15 protein-coding genes and 1 tRNA gene are annotated in these 15,588 nt (G+C 66.5%); 2 read left to right on the top strand and 14 right to left on the bottom strand.

The window, feature by feature from the left end; all coding sequences use genetic code 11:
* Positions 1 to 145: 145 nt before the first annotated feature.
* Positions 146 to 733 (top strand): TetR/AcrR family transcriptional regulator, encoded by a 588-nt coding sequence (locus tag ACOCMM_RS05440; RefSeq protein WP_419552172.1) that lies wholly within the window; start codon positions 146 to 148, stop codon positions 731 to 733.
* Positions 734 to 783: 50 nt separating this feature from the next.
* Here the strand turns inward: ACOCMM_RS05440 and ACOCMM_RS05435 are convergent, their stop codons facing one another.
* The 10 genes from ACOCMM_RS05435 to ACOCMM_RS05390 all read right to left on the bottom strand — a co-directional run bounded on the left by ACOCMM_RS05435 (position 784) and on the right by ACOCMM_RS05390 (position 11,271).
* A complete protein-coding gene (locus ACOCMM_RS05435) occupies positions 784 to 1,161 on the bottom strand; it encodes an FtsB family cell division protein (RefSeq protein WP_419552171.1) in 378 nt (125 codons plus the stop codon).
* Complete coding sequence (gene eno, locus ACOCMM_RS05430; RefSeq protein WP_419552170.1) at positions 1,158 to 2,468, bottom strand: phosphopyruvate hydratase; 1,311 nt, start codon at positions 2,466 to 2,468, stop codon at positions 1,158 to 1,160. Before eno ends, ACOCMM_RS05435 begins: the two co-directional genes overlap by 4 nt.
* Before the next feature lie 56 nt (positions 2,469 to 2,524).
* Complete coding sequence (locus tag ACOCMM_RS05425) at positions 2,525 to 3,001, bottom strand: MazG nucleotide pyrophosphohydrolase domain-containing protein (RefSeq protein ID WP_419552169.1); 477 nt, start codon at positions 2,999 to 3,001, stop codon at positions 2,525 to 2,527.
* 24 nt (positions 3,002 to 3,025) lie between these two features.
* Complete coding sequence (locus ACOCMM_RS05420; protein ID WP_419552168.1) at positions 3,026 to 4,177, bottom strand: hypothetical protein; 1,152 nt, start codon at positions 4,175 to 4,177, stop codon at positions 3,026 to 3,028.
* Positions 4,178 to 4,233: 56 nt separating this feature from the next.
* Positions 4,234 to 7,803, bottom strand: coding sequence for a transcription-repair coupling factor (gene mfd / locus ACOCMM_RS05415; protein ID WP_419552167.1), 3,570 nt, complete (start codon positions 7,801 to 7,803; stop codon positions 4,234 to 4,236).
* On the bottom strand, positions 7,800 to 8,384 hold the full coding sequence (gene pth / locus ACOCMM_RS05410) for an aminoacyl-tRNA hydrolase (RefSeq protein WP_419552166.1): 585 nt from the start codon (positions 8,382 to 8,384) through the stop codon (positions 7,800 to 7,802). The genes mfd and pth overlap by 4 nt, the downstream gene beginning before the upstream one ends.
* Before the next feature lie 65 nt (positions 8,385 to 8,449).
* On the bottom strand, positions 8,450 to 9,094 hold the full coding sequence (locus ACOCMM_RS05405; protein ID WP_419552165.1) for a 50S ribosomal protein L25: 645 nt from the start codon (positions 9,092 to 9,094) through the stop codon (positions 8,450 to 8,452).
* A gap of 117 nt (positions 9,095 to 9,211) precedes the next feature.
* Complete coding sequence (locus ACOCMM_RS05400) at positions 9,212 to 10,195, bottom strand: ribose-phosphate diphosphokinase (protein WP_419552164.1); 984 nt, start codon at positions 10,193 to 10,195, stop codon at positions 9,212 to 9,214.
* A 198-nt stretch (positions 10,196 to 10,393) separates the two neighbouring features.
* The gene (locus ACOCMM_RS05395; RefSeq protein ID WP_419552163.1) at positions 10,394 to 11,155 is read right to left on the bottom strand and encodes an NTP transferase domain-containing protein; all 762 of its coding nucleotides are present in this window, start codon (positions 11,153 to 11,155) and stop codon (positions 10,394 to 10,396) included.
* Positions 11,156 to 11,199: 44 nt separating this feature from the next.
* A tRNA-Gln gene (locus tag ACOCMM_RS05390) sits at positions 11,200 to 11,271 on the bottom strand.
* Positions 11,272 to 11,412: 141 nt separating this feature from the next.
* On the opposite strand from ACOCMM_RS05390, the gene ACOCMM_RS05385 reads away from it, so the two are divergent.
* A complete protein-coding gene (locus ACOCMM_RS05385; protein WP_323671112.1) occupies positions 11,413 to 11,508 on the top strand; it encodes a 30S ribosomal protein bS22 in 96 nt (31 codons plus the stop codon).
* A 31-nt stretch (positions 11,509 to 11,539) separates the two neighbouring features.
* Here ACOCMM_RS05385 and ACOCMM_RS05380 read toward each other — a convergent pair whose 3' ends face one another.
* Genes ACOCMM_RS05380 through ACOCMM_RS05365 form a run of 4 tightly spaced genes read right to left on the bottom strand, consistent with a single transcriptional unit; the run spans position 11,540 to position 15,539 of the window.
* Positions 11,540 to 12,388 (bottom strand): 4-(cytidine 5'-diphospho)-2-C-methyl-D-erythritol kinase, encoded by an 849-nt coding sequence (locus ACOCMM_RS05380; RefSeq protein ID WP_419552162.1) that lies wholly within the window; start codon positions 12,386 to 12,388, stop codon positions 11,540 to 11,542.
* Between the two features lie 7 nt (positions 12,389 to 12,395).
* On the bottom strand, positions 12,396 to 13,244 hold the full coding sequence (gene rsmA, locus ACOCMM_RS05375; RefSeq protein WP_419552161.1) for a 16S rRNA (adenine(1518)-N(6)/adenine(1519)-N(6))-dimethyltransferase RsmA: 849 nt from the start codon (positions 13,242 to 13,244) through the stop codon (positions 12,396 to 12,398).
* The gene (locus tag ACOCMM_RS05370) at positions 13,241 to 14,029 is read right to left on the bottom strand and encodes a TatD family hydrolase (protein ID WP_419552160.1); all 789 of its coding nucleotides are present in this window, start codon (positions 14,027 to 14,029) and stop codon (positions 13,241 to 13,243) included. The genes rsmA and ACOCMM_RS05370 overlap by 4 nt, the downstream gene beginning before the upstream one ends.
* A 10-nt stretch (positions 14,030 to 14,039) precedes the next feature.
* A complete protein-coding gene (locus ACOCMM_RS05365) occupies positions 14,040 to 15,539 on the bottom strand; it encodes a class I tRNA ligase family protein (RefSeq protein WP_419552159.1) in 1,500 nt (499 codons plus the stop codon).
* Between the last annotated feature and the right edge of the window lie 49 nt (positions 15,540 to 15,588).

The following is a 15,588-nucleotide window of genomic DNA, read 5'->3' as shown; positions in this document are numbered from 1 at the left end:
GCCGAGTGCTTGGTTCCGTGGCCGTCAGGCCGGGCGTGTGTCTGCACGGCCCGCCGGGGCCGAGCGGCCACCATCATGCATCATGCAGCAGCAGCGCGCAGACAAGGCGACAAGCGGCACTGAACCGCAGCAGTAGTTTGACGATGTGGCCGGCGACGAGGCCGTTGCGGGTACTGGCGACTGGTCGGAATGCGCGAGCGAACTTGCGCCGCCGGACACGCGGGACTTGATCCTGCAGCGGGCGCGTGACCTGTTCGCCCGGCAGGGCTACCGGGGCACTTCGGTCCGGCAACTCACCTCGGGCCTCAACCTGACGCCGGCCGCGCTCTACTACCACTTCACCGGCAAGGAAGACGTGCTCGCCGGGGTTCTAGCCTCAATGGAGCGCGACGGTGAAACGATCATCGCCCGGATGGGCGATCTCGAGCGAACGCCCGAGGCCCTGCGAGAGGTGCTCGACCGCTTCTTCGACCTGCTGGCCCGCGACATCGTGGCATTCCGACTCGTCGCCGATGACGTCGACGTTCAGCAGAGCGCTGTCGGTCAGCGCCTGCGGGCGCAAGCCAGAGATCTCTTTGTCTGGCTCACCGGACCTTCATCCGAAGTCGAGGATCGCATCCGTGCTGCAGGCGCCGTCGGCACGGTCCGTCTGTCGCTCGAGCAGAGCGGCGTGGATCCCGATGTTCACCGTGATGCGATTGTTGGACGCGCCCTGCGCATCATGACCGACTAGCAGGCTCAACTCGCCATCTCGGTGGCTTGGCCTGGTGCCAACGAACGGATTCAGTTGCCGAGCAGGTGCGCCACGCCGCGCAGCGGCCACGCTGGCGGCAGCTTGACCACGTCGGCGGGATCCACGTTTAGGCGATACAGCGTGTCGCCGTCGCGCACCAGCGAGAGCTGCTCGCGGGCGATCCGCTCCACGACCACTGGATCCTTGGCCTCGGCCACCTGCTCGGCCAGGTGAGCGGTCTCCGCCTGCAGCCGTGCCAAGGTGTCGGAAGCATGGTCGATGTTGCGCCGTTGGCTCGTCAGCGACTGCCAGGGAAACAGCAGCACTGCGAGCAGGCCGACTGCGCTCACCACGATCACAAGACCGACAAGCACCGCCATCACCCGGGGTCGCCCCTCCCGGCGGCGGAGCTGCGTCGGCGCGTTCATGGGCCCTGGGTTCGTGAGTATCGTGCCAGCGAGGCGCCACCTCGATAGGCAGCAGCCTCGCCGAGCTCTTCTTCGATGCGGAGCAATTGGTTGTACTTGGCGACCCGATCCGAGCGTGCCGGCGCGCCCGTCTTGATCTGGCCGCAGTTGGTGGCGACAGCCAGGTCGGCGATGGTGGTGTCCTCGCTCTCGCCTGAACGGTGCGACATCACCGCGGTGTATCCGGCCTGCCCGGCGAGCTCGACGGTGTCGAGCGTCTCCGTCAGCGTGCCGATCTGGTTGACCTTGATCAGCACGCTGTTGGCTGCTCCCGCAGCGATGCCGCGTCCCAGCCGCTCGATATTGGTGACGAACAGGTCGTCGCCGACCAGCTGTACCCGATCGCCCAGCAGGTCGCCGAGTCTCGACCAGCCGTCCCAGTCGTCCTCGGCCATGCCGTCCTCCACTGAGCAAATCGGGTAGCGCCCGCACAGTTCGGCCAAGTAGCTGGCAAAGCCTGCAGCGTCGAGCTGGCGGCCCTCGCTGGCAAGGGAGTAGGTGCCGTCGGCGAAGAACTCGGTGGACGCCACGTCAAGCGCGAGCGCCATGTCAGCGCCGGGTTCAAAGCCAGCTTCGCCGATCGCCTCGACCAGAAGCTGGAGCGCAGCCTCGTTGGACTCCAGGTCAGGAGCGAACCCGCCTTCGTCGCCGACCGCTGTCGACAGGCCCCGGGTTCGCAGCACGCTCCGCAGTGCGTGGTAGGTCTCGGTGCCCCACCTCAGAGCTTCCGAGAATGACGCCGCTCCCACCGGGACGATCATGAACTCCTGCAGGTCGACGTTGTTGTCGGCGTGGGATCCGCCATTGATGACATTCATCATCGGTGTGGGAAGCACATGTGCATTGGCACCGCCGACGTGGCGGTACAGCGGCACGCCCAGCGTTGCCGCCGCGGCGTGGGATGTCGCCAGCGAGGCGGCCAGCACGGCATTCGCCCCGAGCCGGCCCTTGTTCATCGTGGCGTCGAGCTCGATGAGCATGCGGTCGACAAGGCGCTGATCGGCAGAGTCGAACCCGACGAGCGCGCCGGCGATCTCGCCGTTCACGTGCCCGACCGCGACGGCGACACCTTTGCCGCCGTACCGGTCACCACCGTCACGAAGCTCGACGGCCTCGAACTGTCCTGTCGAGGCACCCGAGGGCACGATCGCACGACCGACGGCACCCCCCGCCGTGCGTACTTCGGCCTCAACCGTGGGATTGCCCCGCGAATCCAGCACCTCGCGGCCGGTCACCTGGACGATCTGAGTAAGTGCGCGCACTGTCACGCAATGCGAGAGTACCGAAGCCTGGCGCAAGCACGATCAGCGCTCGAGTCGAGCCACTAGGGGGTCTGCGCCTCGCGAGCCGCGATGCGGTTCGCCCGTGCGGCGCGTTCGGCCTTCTTGATTGCCTCCCATTGCACCGACAGCTCGTCATCGCTGGGTTCGGGAGCGTCGGGATCGCGTACGAACACATGGGGATGTCGGCGCAGCATCTTGGCCTCGATAGTGGCGAGCACCTCGCCCAGCGTGAACGTTCCCGCCTGTTCCCCAATGGCGGCATTCATGAGCACCTGCAGCAGCACATCGCCGAGTTCGGAGACAAGATCCTCGATGGCGGTTGCCTGATCGTGCGCTGAGCCGGACATCGCGTCATGGGCGGCCTGCAGCGCCTCGGCCAGCTCGGCGGCCTCGTCGAGGGCGTGAGGGGCCAGCGAGGCATGCGTCTGGACCCGGTCCCAGGGGCACTCGCGTCGCAGTCTCGCAATCACCTCGTGCAGCGAGACGAGTCTCGCACCGAGGTCTTCATCAACGGCCATAGCGACTCCCACGCAAGAGACAGCTCACGGCAGGATCGGCAACGACACCCTCAGGCTGTCGGCGTTCCAAGCGCCGAGCCCTGGGGCGACGCTCACCTCGTAGATCGACATGATCTCGGTCAGTACGTGGCCCGCGAACGGACCGATTGACGAAAGATCGGTCTCATCGGAAAGCAGCGCATCCAGATGCAGCACCACCCAGAGCTCACCGGTCGGACTCGCTGCGGACGGCAACATCAGCGGCTCGGTCAACCCTCCGGGCTCGAGGTCGAGCAAGGCCAGCGCCAAATCGCCTCCTCCGAACAGACTGAACGGCTGGCCGCATCCAATGGTGCCGTCAGCACCGGCGAGCCCTGGAAGGTTGACCGCTGCAGCGACGTCAGGCAGCGCCTCACCTGCCCGCACGCGATCGGAGGCAGAATTGGCGTCGGCCTCGGTCGTCACTGCCAGCGCACTGACGCAGTGCGGCGTAGCCAACCGCTCGATGCTGGGATCTTCTTCGACACTGCGTTGTTGCGCAAATTCTTCGAAGGCGCCTTCGAGGTGCGCCTGAACCTGCGCATTGATCTCCTCGTCAGAGGCGCTGACGTCGACGGGGAAGTCCAGACCGTCGAGAGCGACACCAGCAAGGCGCAACTGAATCATGGACGTGAGCCGCGACACGAACTCCTCGTGAGTCGGGTTCTCCGGATCGTCCATAAGCGTCACGGGCGAGTCCACGATGTTCTTACGAACGTCATGAACAAGCACCTGCCCGCCCGGGAAGCTCGCTGCAACGGCGGCGCCATCGGAGAGCAGTGCCCCGAAAGCGGCTTCCTGGGCAGCTCGCGCAGCGTCGCGTTCGGCTCGCTCGGACTCAAGTTGGGCTTCCAGCTCTGCCGCTTCGACAGCATCCTCAACGGCATCGCGTGACACCACGCCGTCGTTGTCGGTGTCGAGTGCGTCGACGAGATCGGGGTCCACCGCTGTGTCAATGGTGACGACGTCGCCATCGTCCGCACATGCAAACGCCATGAGCGCTGCGAGCCCCGCGACGGCCCCGATGGCCAACTTGCGGCGCAGCGCCCGCCGTCGCCCCGACCGGGCAGTCACCGCCGCCTCGGACCCCGAGGCCGCCAGGCTTCGATCGGCATCAGGAATTCTTGGCGCCGAAGGGGTCGCCGTGGTCTGAGGCATCTAGGCAGGGTAGGTGTTCGCCGCTGCGGCGGTGTTGACACCATCGCATCGGAAGGTCAGTCCGCGGGCGGCCGCAGTTGCTGGCAGAACCCAAACAGGTGCCCGACAGTGGCCGGTTTCAACGCTCGGACTGACAGCTGCACTTCGCCCACGTCTGCCTTGTAGCGAGCTGCGCCAAACGGCGTGCCTGCACAGATGCGCCGCATGCGCAGCTCTTCGCTTGCGGTCAGCGCGAGCGGTCCCAGGCGCACCCGCCCGCCGTCGTGACCGGGCGCGAACGCCACGGTTCGCATGCCCAGCCGGTGGCATTCCGCACGCAGCAGTGCGATATGCAACAGCGTCCCCGCGGCGTCAGGAATCGGACCGTAACGATCGACCCATTCGGCTTCGATGTCAGCCACTTCCACCAACTCGGTCACAGCCCCCAGCCGGCGATAGGCCTCCAAGCGACCCGTCTCGTCCGCCACGTAGTCGTCGGGCAAGTGCGCCACGAGCGGCAGATCGATGACGATCTCGGCCGGCTGTTCGGGCGTCTCGCCGTTCAGCTCGGCAACCGCCTCGCTCACCAACTCGCAGTAGAGGTCGTAGCCGACAGCAGCGACGTGGCCAGACTGCACGCCGCTGAGCAGGTTTCCGGCGCCCCGGAGTTGGAGGTCGCGCATAGCGATGCGGTAGCCCGAGCCCAACTCGGTGGACTCGCCGATCGTGCGCAGGCGCTCGTAGGCCTCCTCGGTGAGCGAGCGACCTTCGGGGTGGAACAGGTAGGCGTATGCACGCTGGCCCGACCGGCCCACCCGTCCGCGGATCTGGTGCAGCTGCCCCAGACCCAGCAAGTCGGCGCGGTCCACCACCAAGGTGTTGACGCTGGGCATGTCGATGCCCGATTCGATGATGGTCGTGCACACCAGCACGTCGTAGGCGCCTTCCCAGAAGTCGATCACGACCTGTTCGAGCGTTCCCTCGTCCATCTGGCCGTGTGCGACCGCGATCCGCGCCTCTGGCACGAGCACCGCGAGGTCCCCAGCCACCAGATCGATGTCCGCGACCCGGTTGTGCACAAAGAACACCTGGCCCTCGCGCAGCAGCTCCCGCCGGATGGCCTCGCTGACGGCGCGCTCGTCATAGGGGCCGACGTGCGTGAGGATCGGCTGGCGCTCAGCGGGCGGTGTCTGCAGCAGTGAGAGATCCCGGATGCCAGTGAGTGCCATTTCCAAGGTGCGGGGAATCGGTGTGGCCGTCAGCGTCAGCACATCGACCTCAGAACGCAGGTGTTTGATCGACTCCTTGTGACTGACGCCGAAGCGCTGCTCCTCGTCCACCACCAACAAACCGAGATTCTTGAACAACACGTCCCCCGACAGCAGCCGGTGCGTACCGATCACCACGTCGACTGTGCCGTCGGCTACCCCGGCAAGCACAACGCGCTGAGCGGCAGGTGTGAGAAAGCGGCTGAGCACCTCGACACGGACGGGTTGGTCGGCGTAACGCTCCGCGAACGTCTGGTGGTGCTGCTGGGCCAGCAGCGTCGTCGGCACCAGCACCGCCGCTTGCCTGCCTGCGCTGACCGCGCAGAATGCCGCCCGCACCGCCACCTCGGTCTTGCCGAAGCCGACGTCGCCGCACACGAGCCGGTCCATCGGCGTGGGTTCTGACATGTCGGCCAGTACCTCGTCGATCGTCCGGCGCTGATCCGGTGTGGGCGTGTAGGCGAAGCTGTCGGCCAATTCGGCCATGCCGAATCCGTCGGGATCGAACGCGTTGCCTGCAGTAGTGATTCGTCGTTGGTACAGCACCACCAGCTCTTGGGCGATTTCGTTCACGGCCGCCCGCACCTTGGCCTTTTGGCGCTGGAAGTCGCTGCCGCCCATGCGACTGAGCCGAGGCGTCTCTCCGCCGATGTACGGGCGGATGAATTCGATCTGCTCGGTTGGCAGGTAGAGCCGGTCGGTTCCGCGAAACTCCAGCTCTAGGTAGTCGCGCTCATCGTCGCCGAACGCCCGGCGGACAAGCCCCGCGTAGCGGGCGATGCCGTGATGGTGATGGACGACGAAATCGCCGACGCTGAGATCTTCGAATGACGGCGATACTCCAGTCCGCCGGCGAGCTGCGCGGTGAACGCGGCGGCGGCCGGAGAACTCCGCCTCGGGCAGCACTGCGACACCGGCTGCGGGCGCGATGAATCCCTTCTCGAGGGGCGCGACCACCACGTGCCCGCCCGGCGCCGGAGCGAACCCATCTCGATGCAGGCGCAGCGGCACTTCTTCCGCGCCCAACACATCAGCGAGACGCACAGCCGAACCCTCGCCTTCGGCTGCCACTAGCACAATGGGTCGCTGCGCTCCCGCCACACTGGGTCGCTGCGCTTCGGCCACCATGGGTCGCTGCGTACCTGTCACCAAGCGACGCAACTGAGCCACCAAGCGCGTGACGTCGCCGGCGGCGGGCACCCAAGACTCAGTCGCTATGTGCGGGCCCGGTGTCCCGTCTGCCGACGGAGCCGCGGTCGAGTCCACCGACCACACCGCGGCCTCGCAGCGCGCCAGCAACCGGTCGAACCGAACGTGCAGCCGCGGGAACGACACCACAGCCTGTTCGCCCGTGCCGTCGCACTGGCCCGCATCGTCGGGATTGCTGAGGCCCCACGTCACCGCCAGAGAACGGGTCAGGTCGTCGGTTTCCGCGGTGATGTCGGCGGCCCGGTCGGCGAGTCGCCGCGGTTCGAGGAGCAACACCAGCGCCTCGGGTCCGAGCAGGTCTGGCAGCACGATCTCGTCGGAGCTAAGCCACGGCAGCCACGACTCCATCCCGTCGAACAGCTCGCCTCCAGCGAGTCGCTCCATGTGCTCGCGGCACCACGGTTCGCTGATTGCCAGCGCTGCGGCCCGTTCCCTCATAGCGGCATCGGGGCGCATCTCGCGTGCCGGGAACAGACGTGTCTCAGCAAGATCTGCCACCGAACGCTGATCGGAGACGGAGAATGTCGTGAGACGGTCCACCTCGTCGCCCCACAGGTCGATTCGTATCGGTGCATCGGCCGTCGGGCAGAAGGCGTCCACGATCCCGCCGCGCACCGCAATCTCGCCCCGGTGCTCGACCTGATGCTCGCGGCGGTAGCCCCACCCCACCAGCTGCGACACCAGCTCGCCGAGGTCGCACTGGCCGCCTCGCTCGACGTGCATCGAAGATGTTTCCCCAGCACACACATCGGGACTGAGCCGTTGCAGCAGAGCTCGAATCGGGGCGACGATCACCTCGGGCACAGGTTCGCCTGGGTCTGAGCTCGAGCTCAGCGCCCCCAGCACCGCCAGGCGGCGGCCCATGGTCTCAGTCGCAGGACTCACCCGTTCGAACGGCAGCGTCTCCCAGGCACCGAACAGTGCTACCTGTTGTCCCCCCAGCCAGGTGCCGAGGTCATCGGCATAGCGCTCAGCTTCGTGGGCCGTCGCTGTCACGACGAGAACCGGCGTCCGCGACCCCAACGTTGCCAAGCCGGCGGCGAGGTAGGGGCGTGCCCCCTCTGCCACAGCAATCGAACCGGACGCCCGGCCCAACATCGACACGAAGCCGGGGTCGTTGCCGAGGCGTTCGGTCAACACCCGCAGCGGCGCTGAGCCTGCGGTGCTCACTGTGCGTGGGGGTCCCGACCCCGCTGGCGGGTGTTCGTGACGTTCATCGCCGCCTCGGGGCCATCGCGCACCAGCATCTCCAGCCCTGCCACCGCCAGGTCGATGGCCTCGTCGATCAATGGTTCCTCCCGGCGCGACGGGCGTTGCAGAACCCACTTCTTGCCGGCTTCGGGCCGCGGCGGCTTGCCGATGCCGATGCGCAGACGCACAAAATCCCGGGTGCCGAGCTGGCTGGCGATCGAGGCCAAGCCGTTGTGACCGGCGATCCCCCCGCCCACCTTCAGCCGAACCTGGCCAGGCTCAAGGTCGAGCTCGTCGTGCACGACGACAAGTCGCGAGGGCTCGACAATGCCGTGGCGCTTGACCAGCATGCCGACGCTGCGACCGCTCTCGTTCATGAATGTGGACGGGCACGCAAGCGTGACGCGGCACTCGCCGACCGTCGTCACTGCCACCCGAGCGTGTTCGCGTCTCTGCGCGGTCAACGCGCACCTGAGCGCCGCGGACCAGCCCTCCACGGCTAGGGATCCAACGTTGTGGCGGCTCCCGGCGAAGCGCTCAGGAGGATTGCCGAGACCCACCACCAACCAGTCTGCGGCTGCCCCCCGCCGCGCGGCCGCCCGGCGGAAGACGGACACTGAGTGAGTCAGTCCTCGTCGTCGTCGTCGTCGACGTCGTCGTGGTCGTCAGCCTCGGTTGGTTCGCCGTCTTCGTCAAGCCGCTCGGCTGCGACCGCTGCCCGTGTTCGCTGCGCGATCACCACCAGCGTCTCGCCCTCGAGCAAGCTCACCATGCCCGCGGGCAGGGCGAGATCGCTGACGCGAATCGAGTTCTCCAGCGACAGCGATTCCACATCTACGTCGATCGCCGGGGGGATGACTCCCGCTGGCGACTCGACATGCAACGACATGAGCTGCTGCTGCACGACCGCTCCCTCGCGACCGGCCAATGCCGCTTCACCGACGAGCCTGACCGGCACGTCGACCACGAGGCGCTCCTCGAGTGAGACGAGCATGAAGTCGACATGGGTGACTCTGTTGGCGATCGAGTCGCGCTGCATGTCCTTGACGATGGTGAGATGGTTCTTGCCCTCGACCTCAAGGGTGATGATCGCGTTGGGCCCCGCTGCGTTCAGCGCCGCCCGGAAGCGCAGGCGATCGAGCGTGATCAACACCGGGTCGCTGCCGTGGCCGTACATGACCGCAGGAATCTTGTTATCGGCGCGCAGACGTCTCGACGGGCCTGAGCCGGTTGCCAGACGGGCCTCGGCGACGAGCTTCAGCTGTACCATGCCGATCCCTTCAACATTTGGCCCCTTCAACACTTGAGCACTTGGGCGATTGGCGCCTGTTCTGATTGCGGCTGGGAAGCCTACGAGATCCAAGCGTCGACGCCGCCGAGAATTGCCTTAGAACAAGTTCTGGCCGTCAAAGATCTCCGAGACCGAAGCGTCCTCGAACACCGATTCGAGGGCATCGGCGAACACCCCAGCGACACTCAGCACCACCAACTTGTCGAACTGTTTCGAGCTGGGGATCGGCACTGTGTTGGTGACGATGACCTGGCTCAGCGACGAGTTCTTCAGACGGTCGACGGCCGGTTCGGAGAACACGCCGTGAGTGCTGGCGCACATCACGTCGGCCGCTCCATGGGCCAACAGCGTCTCGGTGGCCGAACAGATGGTGCCAGCCGTGTCGATCATGTCATCGATGATCACGCAGGTGCGCCCCGTCACCTCACCCATGATGCCGAGCGCTTCCGATTCATTCGCGCTGTCAGCCGAGCGGCGCTTGTAAATCGACGCAACATCGCAGCCCAGCCGTGTGGCATAGCGCTCAGCCACCTTCACCCGGCCGGTATCGGGCGACACGATCACTGAGTCGGGGCCCATGACGGCGGACAAGTACCTGATGAGCACCGGCGCAGCAGTCAGATGATCCACCGGACCGCCGAAGAAGCCCTGGATCTGCCCGCTGTGCAGGTCAATCGACACGAGACGCTCTGCACCGGCGACGGCGAACATGTCGGCGAGCAGTCGCGCAGTGATCGGCTCGCGGCCGGCTGCCTTGCGATCCTGGCGGGCGTAGCCGTACAGCGGCGCAACCGCGGTGATGCGCTTGGCCGATGCACGCCGGGCGGCATCCACCATGATGAGTTGCTCCATGATCGCGTCATTGAGGCTCATGGTCTCGCAGGCGGCGTGACTCTGAATGATGAACACGTCGCCGCCACGAATCGATTCGGCGAACTTGCACTTGATCTCGCCATTGGCAAAATCGACGAGTCCGGGATCACCGAGTTCCACGCCCAGTTGCTCAGCGATCTCGGTGGCCAATTCGGGATTCGCCCTTCCGCTGAACAAGTGCAGGCGCTTCTTGGTGACCAGCTCCATTGCATGTTCCTTTCGCAGCTGTCCCCTCGGAGCCGTGCTCGACACAGACGCGCTCGAAGCAGCAGCACTTGAAGGCTGGGCGAAACGCTCGGCAATGGGTTTTGGCGGCATGTTCAGCAGTCCGGCGACACTTCGAGGCTACCTGACGGCACCTGCAGAACACCGGAGATTTTCGCTGTGCGACTGCGTTTTGGACGCTCAGCGACCGCGTCGCGTCGCCAGCACTGCCTCGCACGCCGCCAGCTGGTCGGCATCGTTCACACCCAGCACTTCGGCAGAGTCAGGAGCCGGCACAGCCGAGATCGACTGGCCGGCGCGCGCAAGCAGTCCGATGGCATCGGTGAGGTAGTACTCCGACTGAGCGTTGGCCGGGTTCAGCTCGCCCAGCACCCGGCGCAGCAGCGAGATGCGAAAGCAGTAGACGCCCGCATTGATCTCGTTGATTCGTGCTTGCGACGGCGAGGCGTCTCGTTGCTCGACGATCCCGATGAGCCCCCGAGAGCGCACGATGCGCCCGTAACCGGTTGGGTCGCCGACGTAAGCCGTGAGCAGGCTCGCAGCAGCGTCAACGCTCCGGCGCTCCGAGATGACCTGGCCCAGCGTCGCGGCACGCAACAACGGCGTGTCGCCCGGCACCACCAGAACATCTGAGGCTTCTGAGAGCTGGCTGAGGGCCAGCAGGCCCACACGTGCTGCGTCGCCGGTGCCGAGTTGGGTGGGCTGGGTCGCGAACACCAGGCGGTCTGGCTGCGGCGCCCCGGTCTGAACGGCGTCGCGGACTTGGGTTGCGCCATGCCCTATCACGACCACGACCGGCTCGGCATCGACACCTGCGAGAGCGTCGAGCACTCGCAGCACCATGGCGCGGCCTGCGACCGGAAGGAGCGGCTTCGGCACGTCCGAGGCCATTCGAGTGCCCGCGCCCGCTGCCAACAGAATAGCTGCGCAGGGTTGGCTCATCGGAACCGAGCGCATCGTGCGGGTTCGACCTGGGAATGGGGCGGTTCGGGGAGGAGGGTTCGAACCTCCGTTGTCGGGACCAAAACCCGATGTCCTGCCAATTGAACGATCCCCGATCGCGCATGCCGCGTCAACCGGCGTGCTTGTGTATCGAGGGTAGCGACCTGCGCGAATGCCATGGTCAGGGAGTTGCCCGCGCTCGGAATCCGCGAGTTCTCGTGGGACGCCGACTGCGAGGCGATAGCGTTCAGCGCTCGATGGGATCGCTGGTCAAAAAGCGCCGCAAGCGGATGCGCAAGAAGAAGCACCGCAAGATGTTGCGGCGCACGCGTTACCAACGCCGCAACCGCTGACCCAGCCACCGTGATGTCTTAGGGCGATGGTCTAGAGCCGTCCAATCGCACGCACCCACACGGCGCTGATGCCGTCGCGCACAGGCAGGTTCATGCGTGTGCCGAAGGGCGCAGGGACGAACCACGTGCCGCCGCTGCCTGCCAGCTGCGGCGTTCGCCCCGTGGCCTGGGCGAGCTCATCGCGCCAGACGGCGAGCTCGGGATGCACGGCCAATGCGGCCGCCTCAAGGTCGTTCGAGCCCCCGCTCGGTCCTCCCATCTCGTCCCACATCCGGTACACCGCTGCGGTATTGACCTGAATCGGCGGCGTCCACAGCACAAAGGCCTGATGCCGGAACGGGATCGACTCGATGATCTCGCCGATTCCCGTCACGCGAGCTCGGCCGCCGGTGAGGCAGAACGCCACGTCTGCGCCCAGGGTCGCCGCTTGCTGCGGGGTGATGAGGGCGGGCGTCTGGGTGCGGGACGTCGCAGGGACTGCCTCGACGGCCTCGCTGACTGCGAGACGATTCGTCCAGCGAAGCACTGCGGCTGCGTCGGCCGATCCCCCGCCGAGCCCGGCGCCCGGCGGTATGCGCTTGCGGATCTCGACGTGGGCGGTCCGGCCCGCCAGCTCCAGCGCCCGGATCACCAAGTTGGAACGGTCACTGGGTATGTCCCAGTCGGCTGCACCGGCTGCGCCGACCGATGGCACCACCTCAATCGACGATGCGGTGCTCGGATGCACGACGATCTCGTCGCACAGATCCAACGTCACCATCTCGGCATCAATGAGGTGATAGCCGTCTCGACGAGTGCCCGTAATGCGCAGCTGCAGCGTCAGCTTGGCGGGAGCAAGCAGTCCAATTGGCTGCCGGTGAGCGGAGGTGTGCGCCGGCACAGCCGTCTCAGCCTTGCTGCCGAGTGGCCAGCGAGACTGTGGCGAGAAGTACCCACTGCGCAAGCCCCAGCCGTTCGGGGCGTTCGGTCGGGTCGACGCCGGCGGCCACAAGCGTTGCATCGGCGTCATCGAAAGCGCTCCGCAACGTACGGCGCAGCATCTGCCGCCGGTGCGCGAAAGCCGTGGTGAGGAGCCGATCGATCTCGGCGCGCAACTCGGATTCCAACGCTTCTGCACGCCGGGTGATGCGCACCAGCGCAGACTCCACTTCGGGCCGGGGGTAGAACACCGTGGCCGGTACCGCGCCAGCCAGTTCGGCGTCAGCGTGGATCGCAACACGCACCGAGACGGCGCCGTAAGCACCGCTGCCGGGTTCAGCAGCCAGTCGCTCGGCGGCTTCTCGCTGGCACATCACCAGCAGCTGGGACACCCCCGGCACCTCGTCGAGCACCCTCAGCACCAGCGAGATGGCGATGTTGTAGGGAAGATTCGCCACGAGGTGCCAGCCAGTACCCCCCAGGAGTGCGTTCCAGTTCATGCGGCGAGCGTCTGCGTGCACCACCTCCACCGAGTTCTGGTAGGGACTCAGCACCTCGCGCAACAGGGGCACCAGCCGGCCGTCGGTCTCCACGGCGACAACAGTGGCCCCAGTCTCTGCCAGGGCCGCCGTCAGCGAACCCAACCCGGCGCCGATCTCGACGACACGGTCACCCGGCCCGACTCCTGACAAGCGGGCAATACGGCGCACGGTGTTGGGATCGACCACGAAGTTCTGCCCGAGGCTGCGGCGCGGAACAGTGCCAGCCCGTTCCAAGAGCTCCTTGACCGCAGGCAGTGTCAGCAACTGGTTGGTCATGGGAGAGCAAAGGGGCCAAGCCGGAACATGCGCTCGGCATTGGCCGTGGTCTCGGCCGCAACCTGCGCGGCAGAGGCGCCCCGCGTCGCTGCCACCGCCTGGCCCACGAAACGCACCCAGCTCGGCCGGTTCTGTTTGCCACGCTGAGGCACAGGGGCCAGGTACGGCGCGTCTGTCTCGACGAGGTAGCGGTCGGCCGGAACGAGGGCGGCAGCGTCACGGATCTCGGACGCATTGCTGAACGACACGATGCCGCTGAATGAGAGCGATGCGCCGCGATTGAGTGCCGCGCGGGCCTCGTCGGGCCCTCCGGTGAAGCAATGGAAGATGCTGCGTTCGGGCACGCCTTCGGCGTCGAGCACGTCGAAGGTGTCCTCCCAGGCGTCGCGGCTGTGGATCACCAGCGCCAGCTCGTAGCGGTGCGCCATCGCAATCTGGGCGGCGAACGCCTCACGTTGGCTGGCCCGATCGGAGTGCTCGTAGTAGTAGTCCAACCCGCATTCGCCGATCGCGACCGGCGATTCGCCCGCGGCGATCAGCTGCTCCAGCGCCTCGAGCGCTGCAGGTCCGGAGTCCGCATCGTGGGGATGCAGCCCGATGGTGGCGGCGACACCCGGCAACGTGCGGGCGCGCTCCAGTGCAGAAATGCTGTGCTCAACGTCGGTGCCGATGTCGATGACCCAGGCGACCCCATCTCGGTGCGCCTCGGCGACGAGATCGGCGCCGTTGTCCCACAAATGGCAATGGCTGTCGATCCAGACTTCGGCCTGGTTCGGGGTGTTCATCGCAATGGGCTCATCGCAGGCGCGGGTACAGCGGCTTGCCGGTCTCCACCGGCAGGCCGCCGGGGTAACCGCCCCAGTTGGCGGCCTCCGGCAGACGCTGATCGGCCACTGAGCCCTCCATGCCGATGCGCCGCCACACTTCCTGGCAACCCCTCGGCGTGGCCACCGACGCCAGCACCGCCACGATGCGCAGCGCCTCGAGGGCATCGCCGAGGACCGCGTCCACCTCGGGACCTGGTTCGGCCTTCCAAGGCTCGGCCGCCTCGAGCATGGAATTGGTCTCGCGAATGATCCGCCACGTGGCGTCGAGGGCATCTGAGGGCGCCAGTCGTTCCCACGCCTCGGCCGCCTCGCCATAGCACTGGGTCACCGCGGAGGCCAGCGGGCTGTCAGGGCGGGGCGCCGGACCGATCCCGTTGCACTTGCGAGCGACGACGGTGGCCACCCGGCTCATGAGGTTGCCCAGGTTGTTGGCCAAGTCCGCGTTGTAGCGGGCGACCATCGCCTCATAGGAGAAATCCCCGTCAGGCCCGAAGGGCTGATCGTGCAGGAAGTGGTGCCGCACGCCATCGCTGCCGAAGTCGTCAACGAGGTCGCCAGGAGCGATCTGGTTGAGCGCCGACTTCGCCATCTTCTCGCCGCCGACGAGCAGGAAGCCGTGGACGTGGACCCGCCGCGGCGGCAACACGCCGCCGCTCATCAGCATCGCCGGCCAGTACACGCAGTGGAATCGCAGAATGTCCTTGCCGATGAGATGGACCCCCGGCCAGCGGTGGTCGAACTGGGTGTCATCGCTGGCGTAGCCAGCCGCCGTGATGTAGTTGGTCAACGCATCGAACCAGACATAGGTGACATGTCGGGAGTCCCAAGGAATCCTGATGCCCCAGTCCAGCGATGTGCGGCTGATGGAGAAGTCCTGAAGGCCGCCGCGGATGAACCCCAGCGCCTCGTTGCGCTTGGTCGCCGGGACCACGAAGTCGGGATGGGCCTCGTACCAGTCGAGCAAGGGCTTCTCGTACCGGCTGAGCGAGAAGAAATAGTTCTCTTCGGTGACATGCTCGGCGAGACGGCGGTGGATGCGGCAGTTGCCGTCGTCGAGGTCGTCGTCGGTGTAGTAGGCCTCGCAGCTCACGCAATACAGGCCCTCGTAGGTCTGCACGGTGATGTCGCCGTTGTCGTAGCAGGCCTGCAGCAGCTGCTGCACCGAGCGGTGATGGCGCGGCTCGGTTGTGCGGATGAAGTCGTCGTTGGCGATGTCGAGCTGCTGCCATGCCTCCTGGAAGCGCACGACGGTGCGGTCAGCCCACTCGATGGGGGTGCAGTCGTGCTCGGAGGCTGCCCGCTGGACCTTGAGGCCGTGCTCGTCGGTGCCGGTCAGGAACATGACGTCATCACCGCACAGCCGCTGCCAGCGAGCGATCGCATCGGCGGTGATCGTCGTGTACGCGTGCCCGATGTGGGGGGCGTCGTTCACGTAATAGATCGGCGTCGTGACGTAGTAGGAAGCCACGCCTGCAGGGTAGTGAGGGGCAGCCAGGGAGCTTGCGGGGTTTCAGCGA

The sequence above is a fragment of the Candidatus Poriferisodalis sp. genome (assembly GCF_965198245.1).
Taxonomy (GTDB): Bacteria; Actinomycetota; Acidimicrobiia; order Acidimicrobiales; family Poriferisodalaceae; genus Poriferisodalis.
This window is presented reverse-complemented; position numbering and strand designations above follow the sequence as displayed.